The organism is Streptomyces hainanensis (assembly GCF_004348415.1).
GTDB classification, from domain to species: domain Bacteria; phylum Actinomycetota; class Actinomycetes; order Streptomycetales; family Streptomycetaceae; genus Streptomyces; species Streptomyces hainanensis.
On sequence record NZ_SMKI01000108.1, the window covers coordinates 1 to 18,158 of the forward strand.

Here is an 18,158-nt window from a genome sequence, read left to right on the forward strand (position 1 = left end):
GGGTGAGGGGCGGCCTGGAGAGCCGGCCGGACCGCGAGGTACGGCGGTCAGATCGAGGTCACGGACGCGCCGAAGGCGCGGGGTATCACCTGGAGGCGCAACAGATCGCGGCGGCCACGCGGACGAAGTCCACGCAGCGGCGGCGCGTCAGAACCCGGGCACCGGACATGCCCTCGATGCAAGCATGGCCACCCGCGACCGTCAATGCCAGGTTCGTCAGGCGAGACAGCCGTCAGGCGAGACAGCCGTCAGGCGAGAGGGCGCCCCCGGTGGAGCGCCGGGTGGAGCGCCGTCAGGTGCCGTGCCACGACCGCCAGAGCGCGGCGTAGGCGCCGTCCGCCGCCACCAGTTCGTGGTGCGGGCCGAGTTCGGTCAACCGGCCGTTCTCCAGCACCGCGACCCGGTCCGCGTCGTGCGCGGTGTGCAGCCGGTGCGCGATGGCGATGACGGTGCGGCCCCGGAGCACGGCGGCCAGCGCCCGCTCGGCCTGCCGGGCGGTCGCCGGATCGAGCAGCGCGGTGGCCTCGTCCAGCACCAGCGTGTGGGGATCGGCCAACACGACGCGTGCCAGGGCGAGTTGCTGGGACTGCGCGGCGTCCGCCCGGTGCCCGGTGGGACCGAGCTCGGTGTCGAGACCGGCCGGCAGCCCGGCAGTCCAGGCGGCGCCGACCGCGTCGAGCGCCGCCCACAGCTGGGCGTCCGCCGCGGCCGGCGCGGCGATCAGCAGGTTGTCGCGCACGGTGCCGAGGAAGACGTGGTGCTCCTGGGTGACCAGCAGGATCTGCCGGCGCAACTGCTCGGGGGCCAGCTCGACGACCGGCGCCCCGCCCACGGTGACCGTGCCGACGCGCGGCGCGTCGATGCCGGCGAGCAGCCGGCCCAGGGTCGTCTTGCCGGCGCCCGACGGGCCCACCACGGCCAGCCGCTCCCCCGGCCGCACGGTCAGGTCGACGCCGTGCAGCACGTCGTCGCCCCCGCCGTACGCGAAGCCCACGCCCGTCAGCTCGATCAGGTCGCCGTCCGGCGCCCGGCCGCCGGCGGCCGGGCCTGCCGACACCAGGCCCACGCCCTCCACCCGGGCGAACGAGGCACCGCTGCTCTGCAGTTGCTCGGCCCGGAACAGGATCGACTCCAGCGGGCCCGCCAGTTGCTGGAGGTAGAGCGCGGACGCGACGACCGTGCCCAGGCTGACCAGGCCCTCGCCGTGCAGGGCCCCGCCCACCAGCAGCACCCCGACCACCGGCACCACGAACGACACGTCGGTGGTGGGGAACAGCACGCCGCGCAGGAACAGCGTGCGCATCCTGGTGGCCCGGCACTCGGCGACCGCCACCTCGCAGCCGGCGAGCCGGCGCCCCCGCAGCCCGAGCGCGTCGATCGTGCGGGCGCCGGCCGCGGTGGCCGCCAGCAGCTCGGCCAGCTCGGAGTTGGCGGCGCCCTCGGCGAGATAGGCGGCTCTGGCCCGGCGCAGATACCAGCGCAGCGAGACCCAGCAGCCGACGAGACCCAGCAGCCCGCAGGCGCCGAGCAGTGGGTTGAGCGCGACGACCGCGCCCAGGACGAACACGACCTGGATGCCGGCGATCAGCACGTCGGGCGCGGCGTCCCGCAGCGTGCGGCCCACGGACGCGACGTCGTTGGTGCCCCGCGCGGCCAGATCCCCCTGGCCGGCACGCTCGGCGACGGACGGCGGCAGCGCGAGCACCCGGTCCACGCAGCCCTCGCGGATCCGGGCCTGGGTCCGCTCGCCGAACCGGTGCCCGACGAGCCGCGCCCAGCGGACGAGCAGCAGTTGGAGCAGGCCGCACACCAGGATGACCAGCGCCAACCGGTCCACGACGGCCACCCCGGCGCCCGCCCTGACCTCGTCGACGACGCGGCCGAGCAGCCAGGGCGCGACCAGCCCGGCGCCGGCGGCCAGCGCGTTGAGCCCGAGCAGCGCGGCGAAGCCCCGGGCGTCCCGGCGGACCAGGTCGACCGCGGCCCGCCGGACCTGCTCCCGAGCGGCGACCGGCAGCCCGGAGCCGGCGCTCACCGGGCGACCGCCGCGGCCGGCGCGCCGCCCTCGTCCGGCTCCGGATCCGCGTCGGCGGCTCGCGTGCCTTCCGCGTCCTCGACGCCACGCGCCACCAGACGCCGGTAGCCCGGCTCGGCGGCCAGCAGCTCGCGGTGCGCCCCGACGGCCACGGCCCGGCCGTCGACCAGGTAGTACACGACGTCGGCCCGGTCGAGCAGCAGCGGCGACGCGCTGCCGACCACCGTGGCACGGCCGGCGCGCGCGGCGCGCAGCCCCCGGGCCATGGCCGCCTCGGTGTGCGCGTCGACGGCGGACGTCGGCTCGACCGCGAGCAGCACCTCGGGGTCGGCGAGCAGCGCTCTGGCCAGCCGGATCCGCTGCCGCTGGCCGCCCGACAGGTTGCGGCCCCCGGGCAGCACCGGCGCGTCGAGGCCGCCCGGCAGGCCACGCACCACGTCCTCGGCGGCGGCCGCCCGCACGGCGGCGGCGATCGCCGCCCCGTCCGGCTCCCGGCGCCCGCCGAGCACCGCGCGCAGGGGGCCGGCGAACAGCTCGGCCTCGTTGTCCGCGACCAGGATCCGGTCGCGGATCCGCTCCCCGGCGACCCGGTCGAGCCGGACGCCGCCCCAGGTGACCGCCGAGGCGCCGGCGGCGATCCCACCGAGCCGGTCGAGCACCGCGACGGTCTCCGCCGGCCGCGCGCTCACCACGGCGGTCAGCCGGGCGGGCGCGACCGACACGCCCGACTCCGGGTCGTGCAGCCGGGATCCGACCGGAGGCGCCGCCAACGGGGCCGGGGCGTCGACGCGTTCGGGCTCCAGGTCCAGGAAGCGGATGATCCTGCGGGCCGCGACCAGCCCGCGGCTCACGTCGTAGGCACCCTCGATCAGGTACGCCACGGGGAGCGACAACACCGCCACGTAGCCGTAGACGGCGACGAGTTCGCCCACCGTGATGTCGCCGCGGGCGGCCAGCCGGGCGGCCAGCCAGGTCACCGCGGCGAGGAACAGCACCGGCAGGCCCGCGCCGAGCGCCTGGATCCAGCTGGTGACCGTGGCCACCCGGTAGCCCTCGGCGCGCAGCAGCGCCGAGTCGCGCCGATACCGGTCGGCGTACGCCGCCTTGCCGCCGAGCCCGCCCAGCACCCGCAGGCCGCCGACGATGTCGAGCACCCGGGCGGCCAGGCCGCTCTCCCGCTCCCGGTAGGCGGTCTCCGAACCGCGCAGCGGGCCGAGCAACGGTCCGACGAGCAGCGCGAACACGGGCACGCCGAGCAGCACCACGGCGGCGAGCACGGGCGAGATCGCCAGCAGCAGCACGGCCACCATGGCGAAGGCGACCAGCCCGACGCCGCTCGAACTGGCGACCGTCAACGCCTGCCCGGCCATGCCCACGTCGCGCATCCCGATGGTGACCACCTCGCCCGCGGTGACCCGGCGGGGCAACGTGGCGCCGAGCCGGGTCGCGTGCGCGTTGACGAGGCGGGCGGTGCGGAACGCGGCGTCCATCCTGACCTGGGTCATCATGCGGTGCCGCCCCATCGCCAGCAGCGCGTTCAGCACGCCGATCGCGAGCAGCGCGCCGCACCAGCCGAGGAGCGCGCCCGGCCGCCCCGGCACCAGGCCGTCGTCGACCGCCCGGGAGAGAAGCAGCGGGACCAGGGTCAGGCCCGCCATCCAGGAGGCCCCGAAGAACATCCCGGTGGCGACGCGGCCGCGTTGGCTGACGCCGAGCCACCAGAGGAACCGGCCGGCGGAGCGGCGGTCGGGGACGCCCGTCAGACACGTGGCGCCCGTCGGCTCCGGCTCACGCGGGCCGTGCGGCTCACGGGTGTCGCGCGTGTCGTCGACGCGGCCCGCGTCGTTCGCGGAGTGCGGGACGAGCGTGCCGCGCGCGGCCACGGGTTCCATGTGGATCACCCCCCGAGCCGCACCGTACCCCGGGAAGTCGGAGCACCGCATGGCACTTCTGACGGGCCGAATGTTTCGGGCCTGTGTCGTCGGGTAGAGCACGCCAGTAATGGGAGCGCTCCCACTGGAACGGCCTGTACCGCAACGAGGTCGGCGGCAACCACCAGGCGGCCGTCCCCGACGGCCGGCTGTGCAGCGGCGGTCAGACCGAGGGCGGGCGCTACGACTCGCTCGACACGGTCGGCCCCTGGGTGACCTCGGACATCACCGACGACTTCACCGTGGAGCTCTACGACCAGGCCAGCCACGGCGCCGACTACTTCCTCGTCTACGTCAGCAGGCAGGGCTTCGACCCCACTGCGGAGGCCCTGGGCTGGGACGACCTGGAACTGGTCGCGGAGACCGGCGAGTACGCCCCGTCCACCGGCTACTCCATCCCGGTCAACACCTCGGGCTACAGCGGCCGGCACGTCGTGTACACCGTCTGGCAGGCGTCGCACATGGACCAGGTGTACTACCTGTGCAGCGACGTGGACTTCGGCTGATCGCGCGGGCCCGGACGGCGCCCTGAGCGTGGGCGACCCCGCCGGCTGGCCGGCGGGGTCGCTCGTGCTCCGGCGCCCCGACGCTCAGGCCGGGTAGGCGCGCAGGCCGGCGGCGACCGCCTCGTTCACGGCGTCCTGGTGCCGCGTGAGGTAGAAGTGGCCGCCGTCGAAGACCCGCAGGTCGAAGGAGCCCGCCGTCTCCGCGCGCCAGGCCTCCGCCTCCGCGACGGTGACCTTGGGGTCGGCGTCCCCGGTCAGCGCGTACAGCGGGCAGTTCAGCCCGGGGCCGGGCGGGCGGAGATAGGTCTCGACGGCCCGGTAGTCCGCGCGGATGGCGGGCAGCACCATGCGGATGATCTCGGGGTCGGCGAGGATTTCGGTGTTGGTGCCGCTGAGCTTCCGTATCTCGTCGATCAGCTGGTCGTCGTCGTGTTCGTGCACGGTCTCGGAGCGCAGGGTGGCCGGCCCTCGGCGGCCCGAGGCGAAGAGCGCCGCGGCGACCAGGCCCTTCTCCCGCTCGAGTCGACGGGCGGTCTCGAAGGCGACAATGGCGCCCATGCTGTGCCCGAAGAAGGCGAGCGGGCGGTCGGTCCAGGGCAGCAGGGCGTCGTAGACCGCGTCGGCCAGCAGCGGGATGGTCGCGATCGGCGTCTCGTTCAGCCGGTCCTGGCGGCCGGGGTACTGGACGGCGAGCACCTCGGCGGTGCCGGCCAGCGCCCGGGACATCGGGAAGAAGAAGCTGGCCGAACCGCCCGCGTGCGGCAGGCAGACCAGCCGGACCGGGGCGTCCGGTTGAGGGTGGTACCGACGGATCCACCGGCCGTTGTCGGCCGGGACGTCGGGAGCGGCGTGGTCGGTCATGGGTGGTCGCTTTCCTCTTCGGCTTCCTCTTCGACTTCCTGGGCGGCCCGCCTCCGCGCACCGCCTCCGTGGCCCGCCTCAGCTCCCGGGCTCCCGGGCCGGCGGTCGCCGCCGGGCGGCCGAGCCGCCTCCGGGCCGGGGCAGTCGCGACCGGACGGCGGCGAGGGCGTCGACGAGATATGTCCCGTAGACCCGGCGGGGTGCGTAGTCGCGTTCCGTGGAACTCCTGGCGAACTCGACGGCGCCGGGGTCCCGGTGCCCTTCCACGGCTATCCGGCGCAGCCACCGGAGAAATGTGGGGCCGGTTTCCACGGGTGAGTCGAGGCGCACCGAGGCGTCGGGGAAGACGGTGTTGTCGGCGCTCATGGTGTTCATCAGCAGCTCGGCAGGCTGCTCGGGGCGCCACACCTTCCCGGCCCCGGCCGGGTGCGGCTCCACGAGCGCGATCCGCAGCTCGGGGGCCGGGTCGGCGCCCGGGCGCGCGACGCGCGCGGCGACCCGTTCCAGCACGGACAGCCCGCGTGGCCCGCCGCCGACGACGACGAGGTGGACTTCGTCGTCCGGTACGGCGGCTGTATGGGTCATGGTGCTTTCACATTCGACGCGAGGCGTGCTGAGGGAAGGTCGGGCGGTCGGTCAATGGGGAAAGGCCGACCGCCCGACCTGGCTCGGTGATCGGGAAATGTGCCCCGGGGCGGGGTCCGCAGTCAAGCCTGTTCCATTCACCGAACAATCGGGACTCCGCTTTCTTTCCGAACGTACCGCGCCCTTTTTCCGGAACCTGTTGCATCAGGTTTCCGGGTCGCGGGAATACCGTGCCGCGACCGCGAGTTGGCGTTGTCCGGGCGGCACGGGCCTGCTGCATCAGGCCCCGACCTGTGCCGTTCGTCACATCGTCCGACCGCGACGGGAGCCGCCGCACCATGTCAGAGACCCCGGCCTATCTGCGGGTGGCGGCCGAGCTGCGCCGCCTGATCGTCGAGGGCGCGCTGGAGCCGGGCGCGCGGCTGCCGTCCAGGGCCGCGCTGGCCGAGGCGCACGGGGTGGGTCCCAACGTGGCGAACTCGGCGGTGCGGCTGCTGATGGCCGAGGGGCTGGTGCACGGGCGGGCCGGCAGCGGGGTCTTCGTGCGGCGGCCGACGGCGCGGCGGGCCGTGGTGCGGTCCTGGCACGACGAGCGGCTCGGCGGCAGCCTCTATGTGCCGGACGACGGCACCGGGCGGGCGGCGGACGGCGGCCGCGACTGCGTGTCCACCACGGTGCCGGCGCCCCCGGAGATCGCGGAGCGGCTCGGCATCGCGCCCGAGGCGCCGGTGGTGCGCAGCGACTACACGTTCCGGAGCGACGGCGAGCCCGGCATGATCTCCAGCAGCTGGGAACCGCTGGCGCTGACCGGCGGCACCCCCGTGGTGCTCCCCGAGGCCGGCCCGCTGGCCGGCCACGGGGTGGTGGCGCGGATGGCGCACATCGGGGTCACGGTGAACCGGGCGACGGAGTCGGTGACCGGCCGCGCGGCCACCCCGGAGGAGGCCGAACGGCTCGGCGTCGCGGTCGGCGCCGGGATCCAGGCCCTGCAGCGCACCTACTACGCCGGGGACCGGGCGGTGGAGACCGCGGATCTCGTGGTTCCGGCGAGCCGCTTCCGACTGGTCTACGAGTTCCCGGTGGGCGGCTGAGCCGCGGCTGGCTCAGGAGAGCCAGTCCGCGTAGCGGGTGGGCGCGAGGTGGGCGTTCCGGTCGGTGAGGACGTCGCCCTTCACGGCGGCGAACATGCCGGCGGTGGGGTCGGTGACGACGGTGCGGCCGTCGGACCTGTGGGACAGGGTGATCCGGCCCAGCTCGTCGAGCGGGAAGACCTCGGGCCCGGCGACGTCGCGGATGCCCGTCAGCGGGGTGCCGGCGGCGACGTCGGCCACCGCCTGGGCCACGTCGTCGGCGGCGATCGGCTGGACCGGGGTGGCCGGCAGCCGGACGGTGTCGCCGTCGGCGGTCATGGCCATGACCGCGTCGACGAACTCCATGAACTGCGTCGCCCGGACGATCGAGTAGGGGATCGGGCCGGCCCTGAGGATGTCCTCCTGGAGCGCCTTGGCCCGGTAGTAGTCCAGCTCCGGCACCTGGTCGACCCCGACGATCGACAGGATGACGAAGTGCCGGACGCCGCCCCGGTCCGCCGCGGCCAGCAGGTTGTCCATCGAGGTCTGGAAGAAGGCCAGGGATGCCTCGTCGAACGTCGGGGAGTTGGTGAGGTTCACGAGGACGTCGGCCCCCGCCACCGCCTCGTCGAGCCCCCGGCCGCTGCTGACGTCGATCCCGGTGGAGTGCCCGTGCGGCACCGCCTCGTGGCCGGCGGCGTTCAGTTTCGTGACGACCCGCGAACCGATCAGCCCGGTGCCGCCGATGACCGCGAACTTCATGAGTGGCCTTCCGTCGAGGGGATTCCCCGGCAATATGACACACCGTCACACACGGGAGCCGGTAGGCGCAGGATCGCGCCCGGGGGAACCGGGGTCCTGGCCGGCTGCGAGGATGGGCGGATGCGAAGAAGTCCCAGGCAGGCCGGCCGCGTCGCGCTCGTGGCCCCGGACGGCGCGGTGTTCCTGTTCCGCCACGACGACGCGGAGCTCGGCATCCACTGGGCCCCGCCGGGCGGCGGCCTGGACCCGGGCGAGTCGCCGCTTCAGGCGGCCCGGCGGGAGCTGCGCGAGGAGACCGGCTGGGTCGACGTCGCACTCGACGGCACCCTGCTGTGCCGGTGGACCCACGACTTCACCCGGATCGGGGTGCCGGTCCGCCAGCACGACGACGTCTTCCTGGCCCGCGGCCCGCGCCGGGACCCGGCGGGCGACCTGACCGAGGCGCACGCCGCCGACGGCATCCTGGGCTGGCGCTGGTGGTCCCCCGCGGAGTTGGCCGCCGCCGACGCCGAAGCGGTGTGGCCGCCGCGGCTCCCCGAGCTGCTGGCGGCGGTGCCCGCCGACGGGCCGCCGCCGGCGCCCGTCGACCTCGGGTACGTGCCGCTCACGCCCCGGCGGAACCGGCCACGACCGTGAGCCGGTCGCCGAGCCCGCTGCGCCGGTAGAGCACCCGACGGCCGGCCCGGTCCCGGCTGACCAGCCCGTTCGCGTGCAGCACCCGCAGGTGCTGGGAGACGGCGCTCGGGGTGACACCGAGGCGGCGGGCCAGCTCGACGGTGGCCAGCGGCTCCTCGACCAGGAGGAGCAGCCGGGCCCGGGGGGGCGCCGAGCAGCGCCGCGAGCGCACCAGGGTCGGCGGGCGGCACGGCCTCCCAGAGCGTGGCGACGCCCCGGCTCGGATAGACCAGGCGTGGCGGCTCGTCAGGGCTGACCGGAGGCGCCGGCTGGTGCGCGAACACCGAGGGGATGAGCAGCAGGCCGCGCCCGGCCGCGGCGACCCGGTGCCGGCCGATCATCCGGGCGATGTGCAGCACGCCGTCGTGCCAGCGCAGGTTCGGGTGCATGTCGGCGAAGAGCGAGCGGGCGCCGCCGATGGCGAGCCGCCGCGCCCGGTAGGTCATGTCGGCCTCCAGCAGCAGCCGCATCCGCGGCCACCACGGCTCGATCGCCGCCGCCCAGTACCCGGCCAGCAGCTCGCAGATCGCGTCGCGCAGCGCGACAACCCGGCCGTCGTCCTCCTCGGCGGCGGCGCGGAGCGCCGCGGGCGGCGGGTCGGGCGCGTGGGCGAGCCTGAGGTCGTGCCTGACCCGGTCGGGCGGGGTGCGGCGGGGTCCTGGGCAGGTCAACCTGGTCTGCCTGCTCGGCACGCTCCTCTCCGCCGCCGTCCTCGCCGGCGGCTCCCGCGGCGGCGCCGCCGGGCTCGCGGCGCTGGTGCTCGGCACGCTGCTGCTCGACGTCGCGATGCAGTGCGGCATGGTCGCCAACCAGGCGCGCGTCTACGCCCTGCGGCCGGACGCCCGCGGCCGCCTCAACACCGCCTACATGACCTGCGCCTACCTGGGCGGCGGCGCCGGCTCCTGGCTCGGCGCCCGTCTCTACGGCCGGGGTGGCTGGCCGGCCGTGTGCGCACTACTCGCCACGCTCACGGGCCTCGCCCTGGCCCGCCACCTCGTCGGGCCACGGGCGCTGCCCCGCGAAGGCCACCCTCGTGGAACCACCGGGCGCCGTGCACGGCCGGACCCGGCTGCCGACAGCGTCGCCCCGAGGTAGGAGGGCCTATCCGGTCACCCGTCCGACATGGATGGCGAACACGCCCAGGGCTTCCTTCTCCGGCGGGTAGATCTCCCGGATCACGGCGAGCAGTTCTGCGCGGGTCAGCGCCTCGTCCCCGATCGCCGCCCCCCCCTCGGCGTCGAGCAGGTCCTCGAACGACCGGTACTCGACCACCCTGACGACCCGGGTGAGAAGAGTGGCCTCGCCCGACGTGAAACGGAGCCGGTCCTCGGCAGCGATCCGGCGGATCTTCGGGTAGCCGACCCGCACCTCAATCGTCTTGTCGCCTCGGTCGATGAGGTCGAAGTAGGGCTTGCGGATGGTGAGAGAGTGTTCGCGAGTAGTCGGGGTCACCACTATCAGCAGTCCTTCGCGGTGTGCGTGAGGGATCGTGATCTGTCAGGCGCGAAGTTTCTCGCGCAGCCCCTCGGTCGCCGTCTCCCGCGGATGACGGCGATCGAGGTAGGCGGTGAGGTCGTGGGCCCGGTTGCGGACGGAACCCACGACCCGTGCCGAGTCGAGGGCCTGATGTCCGAGGACGATCGCGGCATCGGGCTCACCGAGTTGCGCGTGAGCGAGGGCCAGATCGATCCGGGCGATGGCCTGCCGGCTCGGCGAGCGGGCCGCCTCCGGTGCGGCGGCAAAGGTGGCGAGAGCACGTTCGGCGTACTGGCGGGCCCGGTCCGCCTGCCCCAGCCAGATGCATGAGGTGGCCGGGTAGGAGGTGATCGCGTACTCGGCCAGGGGCAGGACGTCTTCGCCGAAGCGCTGTGGCGGGCGCGGTGGAAGCCGGTCGTAGGCGTCCTCGGCGGCGCGGAAGGCTGCCGAGAAACCCTCGGCATCGCCTTCGGCCGCACGGGCGCGAGCGGCCTGAGCATGCAGACGGACGGTCAACGGATGAGTAGAGCCAACCTCGGAGAGCCCTCGGCGAGCAGCGGCAACTGCTCGATCGGGGCGTGCTTCATAGATGTTGATGGAAGCGGCGGCATCCATCGCCCAAGCACAGAGCTGCCCGTGCCCAGCTTGCTGACCATGCACGAAGGCGTCATTCGCGAAGGCCGAACCAGCGCCGGCGCTGCCGAGATCGTGTGCGAGCCAGGCCAGCAACTCCGACAACCATCCGGCATAGGCGAGCAGTTCTCGCCCCTGCTGATGCGTGTGGTTGGACCGGAGCAGAACGCCGACTTTACGGCGATAGGCCAGCGCGGTCTCGAAGACCTGGGAAGGAGGCTTCAAAGAATACGCCCGGTTGATCTCGGTCACCGCCTGGTCCAGGTGACCAAGGGTGGTGGAGCCCAGCGCGCTGGCCTCCACCTGGCGAGTGAACTCGACTGCCTCGGCCGCGGCTTGATCCAGGATTTCGGCGGTGACGGCCGGCGTGGCGAGGGTCAGGCCGATCAGCTTCGCCGCATCGCGACGCTTCGTCTCCTCCACCTCCCAAGAGCGCGTCGGTAGGCCGAGCATGTCGCCCGGGATACCGAAACCGTCGGCGATCCGCCCGATTACCTCATGGCCGCCGCCATGACCGCGTGGCTGGTGCCCGTAGCGAGTAGCCGCTTCGCCGAGCCGCGCGTTCGTCCATGGGCCACCTGACGGGGATGGAATCAATCCATTCCGAGCCTAGCCTTCTGTGGGGCTACGCGGCGTGGGGTTCCCCAAGGCAGTCAAAGGGGTTGCCCATACGGAATGCCAGCAGGTGACCGGCACGACAAGACTCGGGTTCCGTGGGAAGCGAAAGTCACGATCACCCGATTGTGGGAACACTGGTAAGGGATATCGCCACCGATCGCGTCGGCGTTTACCGGGGCCGGGGCGGACCGTACGCGATGCTGCGACCGATCGGCGGTGGCAGGGAGTGGGAGGCCCGGTTCGATGATCTTCGGCATGAGGTGTCCGCACACCCCCGCCCGGTCGACATCGAGCAACTTCGCGCCGCACGACGACTGCACATCGTCGAGTGTGAGGTCTGCGCCCGCGCCCAAGAGACCTGCCGTATGGGCGAGATACTGAATACGACGATCAACACGGCAGGTGGCCGGGCGGAAAGTGTGGACTTCGACGACGGCGCGAGCAGGCCCGCGCCTACGCCCTGGGACCCGACGCCTGCGGCCGCCTCGCTGCCACCTGCCTGACCGGCAACGCCCGTCAGGCGGGAACGAAGAGGCCGACCAAGCGTGACCCGGTCTTGGGCGTCATCGTGCCATCGGGCTCGCCCGGTAGCGCGCCCCGTGGCGGGGCGCGCGCCTCACGCCCTGGCCGGGTCGGGTTCCGCCAGGTCCACGGCCAGGCCGTGGGCGAGGCAGTGCGCGGCGGCCAGTTCGACGGCCGCCGCGTGGAGGCCGTCCGTGGTGTCGGCGGCGCGGCACAGCGGGTCCTTGGGGTCGACCGGCTCGCCGGCGTGGAACAGGGCGCGGAAGAGTTCGGCGTCACCGTCGTCCCCGGTGGCGGGGATCGGGATCTCCGTGTCCGGCTTGCCGGGGCACCGTACGGTGAGCCGCCGGCCGCCGACCAACTCGGCCTGGCCCTCGGTGCCGTCGACCACGACGCGGGACGGCTCCCCGGGGGCGGTGGGGGCGTGGGTCAGGGTGGCGCCGCCCCGGTAGTGGACGGTCACGCCCCGGGCCTCGTCGGCGCCGGCCGCGACCCGGGCGGGTGCGTCGTCCAGCCACCAGTTGACGAGGTCGAAGTGGTGGGAGGACCGGGGCGGCTGCCCGGAGGCCTCCGCGTCGGCCGGCCAGGCCGCCCGGACGCCGGTGATCCGGCCGACCCCGCCGGCCGCCAGCACCTCGCGCAGCGCCGCGTTGCCCGCCGCGTAGCGCCGGTTGAAGGCGACGACGACGTGCCGCCCGCTGGCTTCGAGCGCTCCGGCGATCCGCCGGCCGCCCGTGGCGTCGGTGGTCAGCGGCGCCTCGACGATCACATCGGCGCCGGCGAGCAGCGAGCGGCAGGTCAGGTCGGCGTGGGTGGCGTCGGGGGTGGTCAGGATGACGCGGTCGATCTTCTGCTCGTCGATCATCCGCTCCAGACCGCCGGCGCCGTACCGCACCGGCGACCTGCCACCGAGCGTGAGGCCCTTCACGTAGTCCTCGAAGCGGTCGAGCCGCAACGGCACGGCGTCGAGTAAGGCGACGAGTTCGGCCGTCTCCCGGTGGTCGCCGAGCAGCGCGCGCACGTAGTCGCGTGCCCGCTCGCCGGTGCCGATGAGCGCGTAGCGCGTGCGCGGTCGCGCCCCGTCCGGCGGATTCCCCCTCGCCACTGTGGTGCCCCCTGGTCGGTGTGGTCGAACTGGTCGAGCTGGCCGTGCTGGTGACGGTGTGGACGACTCTCACCACTCTAGGCAACTTCGGTAGCCTAGTGAAGTAACTCCGGGGAAAATATGCAGCGTTGAAATCCGGCGGCCACCCGAACCGCCCGGATCGCGGCGGTTCGCCCCCCTTGCCCGTGGCCGCCGAGGGGGGCAGCCTTGCCACTGGTCCGACCATCGGAGGCCAGGGCAAGGCACCCCGCGCAGCCGCTAGGCCGCCAGCGCCGCCTCGATCTCGGCCAGCTCCTGGTCCGAGAAGTCCAGGTTGTGCGCCGCCGACACGTTGTTCTCGAGCTGGGTCACACTGCTCGCGCCGACCAGCGCCGAGGTGACCCGGCCGCCGCGCAGCACCCAGGCGATGGCGAGCTGCGCCAGGCTCTGGCCGCGGCGGGCGGCGATCTCGTTCAGCGTCGCGGCCCGGGCCAGATATTCCGGGGTGATGCCCGCGCGGGACAGGAACGGGCTGTCGCCGGCCGCCCGGGAGCCCTCGGGGACGCCCTTCAGGTAGCGGTCGGTCAGCAGCCCCTGGGCCAACGGCGAGAACGCGATGGAGCCGGCGCCGAGTTCGTCCAGCGCGTCGAGCAGGCCGTCGTCCTCCACCCAGCGGTTGAGCATCGAGTAGGCGGGCTGGTGGATCAGCAGCGGGGTGCCGAGCTCCCGCAGGATGCGGGCGGCCTCGCGGGTCTGGGCGGCGGAGTAGTTGGAGATCCCGACGTAGAGGGCCTTGCCCTGCCGGACCGCCGTGTCCAGCGCGCCCATGGTCTCCTCGAGCGGGGTGTCCGGGTCGGGGCGGTGCGAGTAGAAGACGTCCACGTAGTCGAGGCCGAGCCGGCCCAGGCTCTGGTCCAGGCTGGACAGCAGGTTCTTGCGGGAGCCCCACTCGCCGTACGGGCCCGGCCACATGTGGTACCCGGCCTTGCTGGAGACGATGATCTCGTCCCGGTAGGCACGGAAGTCGGCGGCGAATATCCGGCCGAAGTTGCGCTCGGCGGCGCCGGGCGGCGGCCCGTAGTTGTTGGCGAGGTCGAAGTGGGTGACGCCGAGGTCGAACGCCCGCCGCAGGATGGCGCGTTGCGTGTCCAGGGGGTTGCCGTCCCCGAAGTTGTGCCAGAGCCCGAGTGAGACGGCGGGCAGCCGGAGCCCCGATCGGCCGCTGCGGCGGTAGGGCATGTCGTCGTAGCGGGTTTCGGCGGCGACGTGGGTCACGGACGCTCCATGGTTGACGGCCTGACGAATCGCGGCATCCTGTCATACGCCGTGTCAGCATCACAACCGGTTACAGCCCACCGGAACCATCATGGCAAACGGGTGTGAATCACCAGATAGTCAGTAAATAATCCCCAAAATGGGAAACCCCCTGAGACAGCCTCGATGGGAAGGGACCCGCGATGGGCGCCAGGCGCTGGATCCAGGGGTGGCCGGTCTACCGGCAGCTGACCGGCGGGGACCCGCTGGGCCGCGGCGCCGCCGTGAAGTCCGCGACCACCGACGCGCTGCGGCCCCGTACCGCCACCGCCGACCGGGTGGTGGACTCGGTCTGCCCCTACTGCGCGGTGGGCTGCGGCCAGAAGGTCTACGTCGAGAACGGCCGGGTCACCCAGATCGAGGGCGACCCCGACTCGCCCGTCAGCCGCGGCCGGCTCTGTCCCAAGGGCTCGGCGACGCTCCAGCTGGTCACCGGCGCGGCCCGCCGCCACCAGGTCCTCCACCGCCGGCCTGGCGCCACCGACTGGGAGCCGCTGGACCTGGAGACGGCCATGGACATGGTCGCCGACCGGGTCGTCGCGACCCGCCGCGCCACCTGGCAGTGGGAGGCGGACGGGGTCCGGGTGGCCCGCACCCTGGGCATCGCGAGCCTGGGCGGCGCGGTGCTGGACAACGAGGAGAACTACCTCATCAAGAAGCTGTTCACCGGGCTCGGCGTCGTCCAGGTCGAGAACCAGGCCCGGATCTGCCACAGCGCGACGGTCGCCGGCCTCGGCACCTCCTTCGGCCGGGGCGGCGCGACCACCTTCATGCAGGACCTGCAGAACGCCGACTGCGTGGTGATCCAGGGCTCCAACTTCGCCGAGTGCCACCCGGTCGGTTTCCAGTGGGTGATGGAGGCCAAGGCCAGGGGCGCCACGATCATCCACGTCGACCCCCGGTTCACCAGGACCAGCGCGCTGGCCGACCTGCACGTGCCGATCCGGGCCGGCAGCGACGTCGCGTTCCTCGGCGGGCTGATCAACCACGTGCTGACCGAGGGCAGGGAGTTCCGCGAGTACGTCCTCGCCTACACCAACGCGGCCACCATCGTCTGCGAGGACTTCCGCGACGCCGAGGACCTGGCCGGCGTCTTCTCCGGGCTCGACGCCGAGGGCCGGACGTACGACCCCGCCAGCTGGAGCTACGAGGGCGACCCGGTGCGCGCCCCGACCGGCAGCCGGCGGGCCCAGCCGGACGACACCGCGCTGGCCGACGAACGACACGCCTGCGGCGCCGAGTCCCACGGTTCGGGCGGCGCCCAGGTGCCGCCGCGCCCGGAGCGGGACGACACGCTGAGCCACCCGCGCTGCGTCTACCAGATCCTCAGGCGCCACTACGCCCGCTACACGCCGGAGATGGTCGAGCGGGTCTGCGGCGTGGACCGGACCGCCTTCGCCCGGGTCTGCGAGGCGCTGACCGCCAACTCGGGCCCCGACCGCACCAGCGCCTTCGCTTACGCGGTCGGCTGGACCCAACACTCCATGGGGGCCCAGTACATCAGGGCGGCCTGCGTGCTCCAGCTGCTGCTCGGCAACATCGGTCGACCGGGCGGCGGCATCCAGGCGCTGCGCGGCCACGCCAGCATCCAGGGGTCCAGCGACATCCCCACGCTGTTCAACCTGCTGCCCGGCTACCTCCCGATGCCCCAGGCACACCGCGACCCCGACCTCGACTCCTTCGTGGCCGCGGTCCGCACCGACAAGGGCTTCTGGGCCGAGGCGCGGTCCTACGCGGTGAGTCTGCTGAAGTCCTACTACGGGGCGGCCGCCACCGCCGCCAACGACTACTGCTACGACCACCTCCCCCGCATCACCGGCTCGCACAGCACCTACGACACCGTGCTGGCGCAGCTGGAGGGCGACTGCAGGGGTTACTTCCTGTTCGGCGAGAACCCGGCGGTCGGCTCCGCCAACGCCCGGCTCCAGCGGCTCGGCATGGCCAACCTCGACTGGCTGGTGGTGCGGGACTTCTCGCTGATCGAGTCCGCTACCTGGTGGCGGGACGGGCCGGAGATCGAGAACGGCGAGCTGCGTACCGAGGACATCGCCACCGAGGTGTTCTTCTTCCCGGCGGCGGCGCACACCGAGAAGTCGGGCTCGTTCACCAACACCAACCGCTGGCTCCAGTGGCACCACGCCGCCGTCGAGCCGCCGGGCGAGGCGCGCAGCGACCTGTGGTTCGCCCACCACCTGGAGCGCAGGATCCGGGCGAGGCTGGCCGGTTCGACCCGCCGGGAGGACCGGCTCTTCCTCGACCTGGCCTGGGAGTACCCCGTCGAGGGCGCGCTCCGGGAGCCCTCGGCCGAGGCGGTGCTCGCCGAGATCAACGGGCGCGGCCCGGACGGCGCGCCGCTCTCCGCCTACACCGAGCTGCGGGACGACGGCTCGACCTCGTGCGGCTGCTGGATCTACTGCGGGGTGTACGCCGACGGCGTCAACCAGGCCGCGCGGCGCCGGCCCGGCGGGGAACAGGACTGGATGGCGGCCGAGTGGGCGTGGGCCTGGCCGGGCAACCGCCGGATCCTCTACAACCGGGCCTCGGCCGCGCCCGACGGCCGGCCGTGGAGCGAGCGCAAGGCGCTCCTGTGGTGGGACGCGGACGCCGGCCGCTGGACGGGCCACGACGTGCCGGACTTCCCCGTGACGCTCGGCCCCGGCCACGTGCCGCCGGAGGACGCGACCGGCGTCGCCGCGCTGCGCGGGGACGACCCGTTCGTCATGCAGGGCGACGGCAAGGGGTGGCTGTTCGCGCCGGCGGGCCTGGTGGACGGGCCGCTGCCGACCCACTACGAGCCGCAGGACTCGCCGTTCGCCAACCCGCTCCACCCCGGGCACGGCCGCTCGCCGGTGCGGACGACGTTCCCCCACGAGGGCAACGAGTACCACCCCTCCGACGGGGAGCACGGCGCCGCCGTCTTCCCCTACGTGGTGACCACCTACCGGCTCACCGAGCACTTCACGGCCGGCGGGATGACCCGCTGGTCGCCCACGTTGGTGGAGCTGCAGCCGGAGATGTTCTGCGAGGTCTCCCCCGAACTCGCGGCCGAGCGCGGCCTCCGGCACCGCGACTGGGCCACCGTGGTGACCCTGCGCGGGGCGATCGAGGCCCGGGTGCTGGTCACGGATCGGATGGCGCCGCTGCGGGTGGCCGGCCGGACGGTCCACCAGATCGGGCTGCCGTACCACTGGGGGCCCAACGGGCTGAGCCGCGGCGACGCGGCCAACGAGCTGACCTCGATCGTGCTCGACCCCAACACGCACATCCAGGAGGTGAAGGCGCTGACCGCGGACATCAGGCCCGGGCGGCGCCCGCGCGGCCCCGAGCTGCGCGAGCTGATCGCCGACTACCGGCGGCGCTCGCACGCCTCCGTCGAGACCGGACTGGAGGTCTGACCATGACGACGGTAGATCCCGGGGGACGGGCGCGGCGGCTGCTGTCCGGGCCCGAGCCCGAGGTGGCCGCGGACGCCGGGCACGCCGAACCGCCGCCGCGCGTCGGCTTCTTCACGGACACCTCGGTGTGCATCGGCTGCAAGGCGTGCGAGGTGGCGTGCAAGGAGTGGAACGCGATCCCGCCGGCCACCGGCGAGGCGGGCGGCCGGCTGACCGGGATGAGCTACGACAACACCGGGGGGCTCGGCGCCTCCAGCTGGCGGCACGTGGCGTTCGTGGAGCAGAGCGGGCCGTCGGACGGCTCGGCCGGGAACGGCGGGCCGCGGTGGCTGATGGCCTCGGACGTGTGCAAGCACTGCACGCACGCGGCCTGCCTCGACGTCTGCCCGACCGGCTCGCTGTTCCGCACCGAGTTCGGCACCGTGGTGGTGCAGGAGGACGTCTGCAACGGCTGCGGCTACTGCGTGCCGGCCTGCCCGTACGGCGTGATCGAGCAGCGCGCCGGTGACGGCCGGGCCTGGAAGTGCACGATGTGCTACGACCGGCTGGGTGCCGGGCAGGAGCCGGCCTGCGCCAAGGCGTGCCCGACCGACTCCATCCAGTTCGGGCCACTCGACGAGCTGCGCGAGCGGGCCGCCGCCCGGGTGGCCGGGCTGCGGGAGACCGGGGTGGAGGGGGCGCGGCTGTACGG

Annotated in this window: 16 protein-coding genes and 1 pseudogene; 7 read left to right on the forward strand and 10 right to left on the reverse strand. The window is 73.7% G+C overall.

The features are described 5' to 3' along the window. Positions 1 to 292 precede the first annotated feature (292 nt). Both E1283_RS12575 and E1283_RS12580 read right to left on the reverse strand, forming a co-directional pair. Positions 293 to 2,035: an ABC transporter ATP-binding protein gene (locus E1283_RS12575; RefSeq protein ID WP_132818074.1), complete on the reverse strand. Its 1,743-nt coding sequence runs from the start codon at positions 2,033 to 2,035 to the stop codon at positions 293 to 295. Then, on the reverse strand, positions 2,032 to 3,927 hold the full coding sequence (locus tag E1283_RS12580; protein WP_132818075.1) for an ABC transporter transmembrane domain-containing protein: 1,896 nt from the start codon (positions 3,925 to 3,927) through the stop codon (positions 2,032 to 2,034). Before E1283_RS12580 ends, E1283_RS12575 begins: the two co-directional genes overlap by 4 nt. Positions 3,928 to 4,049: 122 nt before the next feature. Between E1283_RS12580 and E1283_RS12585 the strand changes: the two are divergent. Then, positions 4,050 to 4,472, forward strand: a pseudogene (locus tag E1283_RS12585) (lytic polysaccharide monooxygenase); the annotation flags it as partial. A gap of 84 nt (positions 4,473 to 4,556) precedes the next feature. Here E1283_RS12585 and E1283_RS12590 read toward each other — a convergent pair. Continuing rightward, positions 4,557 to 5,333 (reverse strand): thioesterase II family protein, encoded by a 777-nt coding sequence (locus E1283_RS12590; protein WP_132818077.1) that lies wholly within the window; start codon positions 5,331 to 5,333, stop codon positions 4,557 to 4,559. A 78-nt stretch (positions 5,334 to 5,411) separates the two neighbouring features. Beyond that, positions 5,412 to 5,918, reverse strand: a complete 507-nt coding sequence (locus tag E1283_RS12595; protein ID WP_132818078.1) for an FAD/NAD(P)-binding protein — start codon at positions 5,916 to 5,918, stop codon at positions 5,412 to 5,414. A gap of 338 nt (positions 5,919 to 6,256) precedes the next feature. On the opposite strand from E1283_RS12595, the gene E1283_RS12600 reads away from it, so the two are divergent. Then, positions 6,257 to 7,009 (forward strand): GntR family transcriptional regulator, encoded by a 753-nt coding sequence (locus E1283_RS12600; RefSeq protein ID WP_132818079.1) that lies wholly within the window; start codon positions 6,257 to 6,259, stop codon positions 7,007 to 7,009. 12 nt (positions 7,010 to 7,021) lie between these two features. Here the strand turns inward: E1283_RS12600 and E1283_RS12605 are convergent, their stop codons facing one another. Then, complete coding sequence (locus E1283_RS12605) at positions 7,022 to 7,750, reverse strand: SDR family oxidoreductase (protein ID WP_132818080.1); 729 nt, start codon at positions 7,748 to 7,750, stop codon at positions 7,022 to 7,024. 120 nt (positions 7,751 to 7,870) lie between these two features. On the opposite strand from E1283_RS12605, the gene E1283_RS12610 reads away from it, so the two are divergent. Beyond that, positions 7,871 to 8,386: an NUDIX hydrolase gene (locus E1283_RS12610; protein ID WP_132818081.1), complete on the forward strand. Its 516-nt coding sequence runs from the start codon at positions 7,871 to 7,873 to the stop codon at positions 8,384 to 8,386. Here E1283_RS12610 and E1283_RS39690 read toward each other — a convergent pair. Continuing rightward, on the reverse strand, positions 8,355 to 8,597 hold the full coding sequence (locus E1283_RS39690; RefSeq protein WP_341829922.1) for an ArsR/SmtB family transcription factor: 243 nt from the start codon (positions 8,595 to 8,597) through the stop codon (positions 8,355 to 8,357). The two genes, E1283_RS12610 and E1283_RS39690, sit on opposite strands and share 32 nt — an antisense overlap. A 272-nt stretch (positions 8,598 to 8,869) precedes the next feature. Here E1283_RS39690 and E1283_RS12620 point away from each other — a divergent pair, with 272 nt between their 5' ends. After that, on the forward strand, positions 8,870 to 9,520 hold the full coding sequence (locus tag E1283_RS12620; protein ID WP_425086161.1) for an MFS transporter: 651 nt from the start codon (positions 8,870 to 8,872) through the stop codon (positions 9,518 to 9,520). 6 nt (positions 9,521 to 9,526) lie between these two features. On the opposite strand, the gene E1283_RS12625 is transcribed toward E1283_RS12620, so the two are convergent. Together E1283_RS12625 and E1283_RS12630 are read right to left on the reverse strand one after the other, a co-directional pair. Further along, positions 9,527 to 9,877: an ASCH domain-containing protein gene (locus E1283_RS12625; protein WP_132818082.1), complete on the reverse strand. Its 351-nt coding sequence runs from the start codon at positions 9,875 to 9,877 to the stop codon at positions 9,527 to 9,529. A gap of 45 nt (positions 9,878 to 9,922) precedes the next feature. After that, positions 9,923 to 11,131 carry an NsdA family TPR-like regulatory protein gene (locus tag E1283_RS12630; protein WP_481906691.1) on the reverse strand — a complete coding sequence of 403 codons (1,209 nt, stop codon included), beginning with the start codon at positions 11,129 to 11,131 and terminating at the stop codon, positions 9,923 to 9,925. A gap of 218 nt (positions 11,132 to 11,349) precedes the next feature. Between E1283_RS12630 and E1283_RS12635 the strand changes: the two genes are divergently transcribed. Continuing rightward, on the forward strand, positions 11,350 to 11,655 hold the full coding sequence (locus E1283_RS12635; protein ID WP_165956103.1) for a hypothetical protein: 306 nt from the start codon (positions 11,350 to 11,352) through the stop codon (positions 11,653 to 11,655). A 113-nt stretch (positions 11,656 to 11,768) separates the two neighbouring features. On the opposite strand, the gene E1283_RS12640 is transcribed toward E1283_RS12635, so the two are convergent. Next, entirely contained in the window at positions 11,769 to 12,779 is a 1,011-nt protein-coding gene (locus E1283_RS12640) for a Gfo/Idh/MocA family protein (RefSeq protein WP_132818085.1), read from the reverse strand. 258 nt (positions 12,780 to 13,037) lie between these two features. Continuing rightward, positions 13,038 to 14,033 (reverse strand): L-glyceraldehyde 3-phosphate reductase, encoded by a 996-nt coding sequence (gene mgrA / locus E1283_RS12645; RefSeq protein ID WP_132818086.1) that lies wholly within the window; start codon positions 14,031 to 14,033, stop codon positions 13,038 to 13,040. A gap of 182 nt (positions 14,034 to 14,215) precedes the next feature. On the opposite strand from mgrA, the gene fdh reads away from it, so the two are divergent. Continuing rightward, complete coding sequence (gene fdh, locus E1283_RS12650) at positions 14,216 to 17,467, forward strand: formate dehydrogenase (protein WP_132818087.1); 3,252 nt, start codon at positions 14,216 to 14,218, stop codon at positions 17,465 to 17,467. A 2-nt stretch (positions 17,468 to 17,469) separates the two neighbouring features. Continuing rightward, positions 17,470 to 18,158, forward strand: a 689-nt coding sequence (locus E1283_RS12655) for a 4Fe-4S dicluster domain-containing protein (RefSeq protein ID WP_132818088.1), incomplete at its 3' end; no start/stop codon positions are given.

What these genes read in the sequence shown, in the direction of transcription:
- E1283_RS12635 (WP_165956103.1), top strand. Translation starts at nt 11,350, where the DNA reads ATGCTGCGACCGATCGGCGGTGGCAGGGAGTGGGAGGCCCGGTTCGAT.
- fdh (WP_132818087.1), top strand. Translation starts at nt 14,216, where the DNA reads ATGGGCGCCAGGCGCTGGATCCAGGGGTGGCCGGTCTACCGGCAGCTG.
- E1283_RS12605 (WP_132818080.1), bottom strand. Translation starts at nt 7,750, where the DNA reads ATGAAGTTCGCGGTCATCGGCGGCACCGGGCTGATCGGTTCGCGGGTC.
- E1283_RS12610 (WP_132818081.1), top strand. Translation starts at nt 7,871, where the DNA reads ATGCGAAGAAGTCCCAGGCAGGCCGGCCGCGTCGCGCTCGTGGCCCCG.
- E1283_RS12595 (WP_132818078.1), bottom strand. Translation starts at nt 5,918, where the DNA reads ATGACCCATACAGCCGCCGTACCGGACGACGAAGTCCACCTCGTCGTC.
- E1283_RS12600 (WP_132818079.1), top strand. Translation starts at nt 6,257, where the DNA reads ATGTCAGAGACCCCGGCCTATCTGCGGGTGGCGGCCGAGCTGCGCCGC.
- E1283_RS12620 (WP_425086161.1), top strand. Translation starts at nt 8,870, where the DNA reads ATGTCGGCCTCCAGCAGCAGCCGCATCCGCGGCCACCACGGCTCGATC.
- E1283_RS12590 (WP_132818077.1), bottom strand. Translation starts at nt 5,333, where the DNA reads ATGACCGACCACGCCGCTCCCGACGTCCCGGCCGACAACGGCCGGTGG.
- E1283_RS12580 (WP_132818075.1), bottom strand. Translation starts at nt 3,927, where the DNA reads ATGGAACCCGTGGCCGCGCGCGGCACGCTCGTCCCGCACTCCGCGAAC.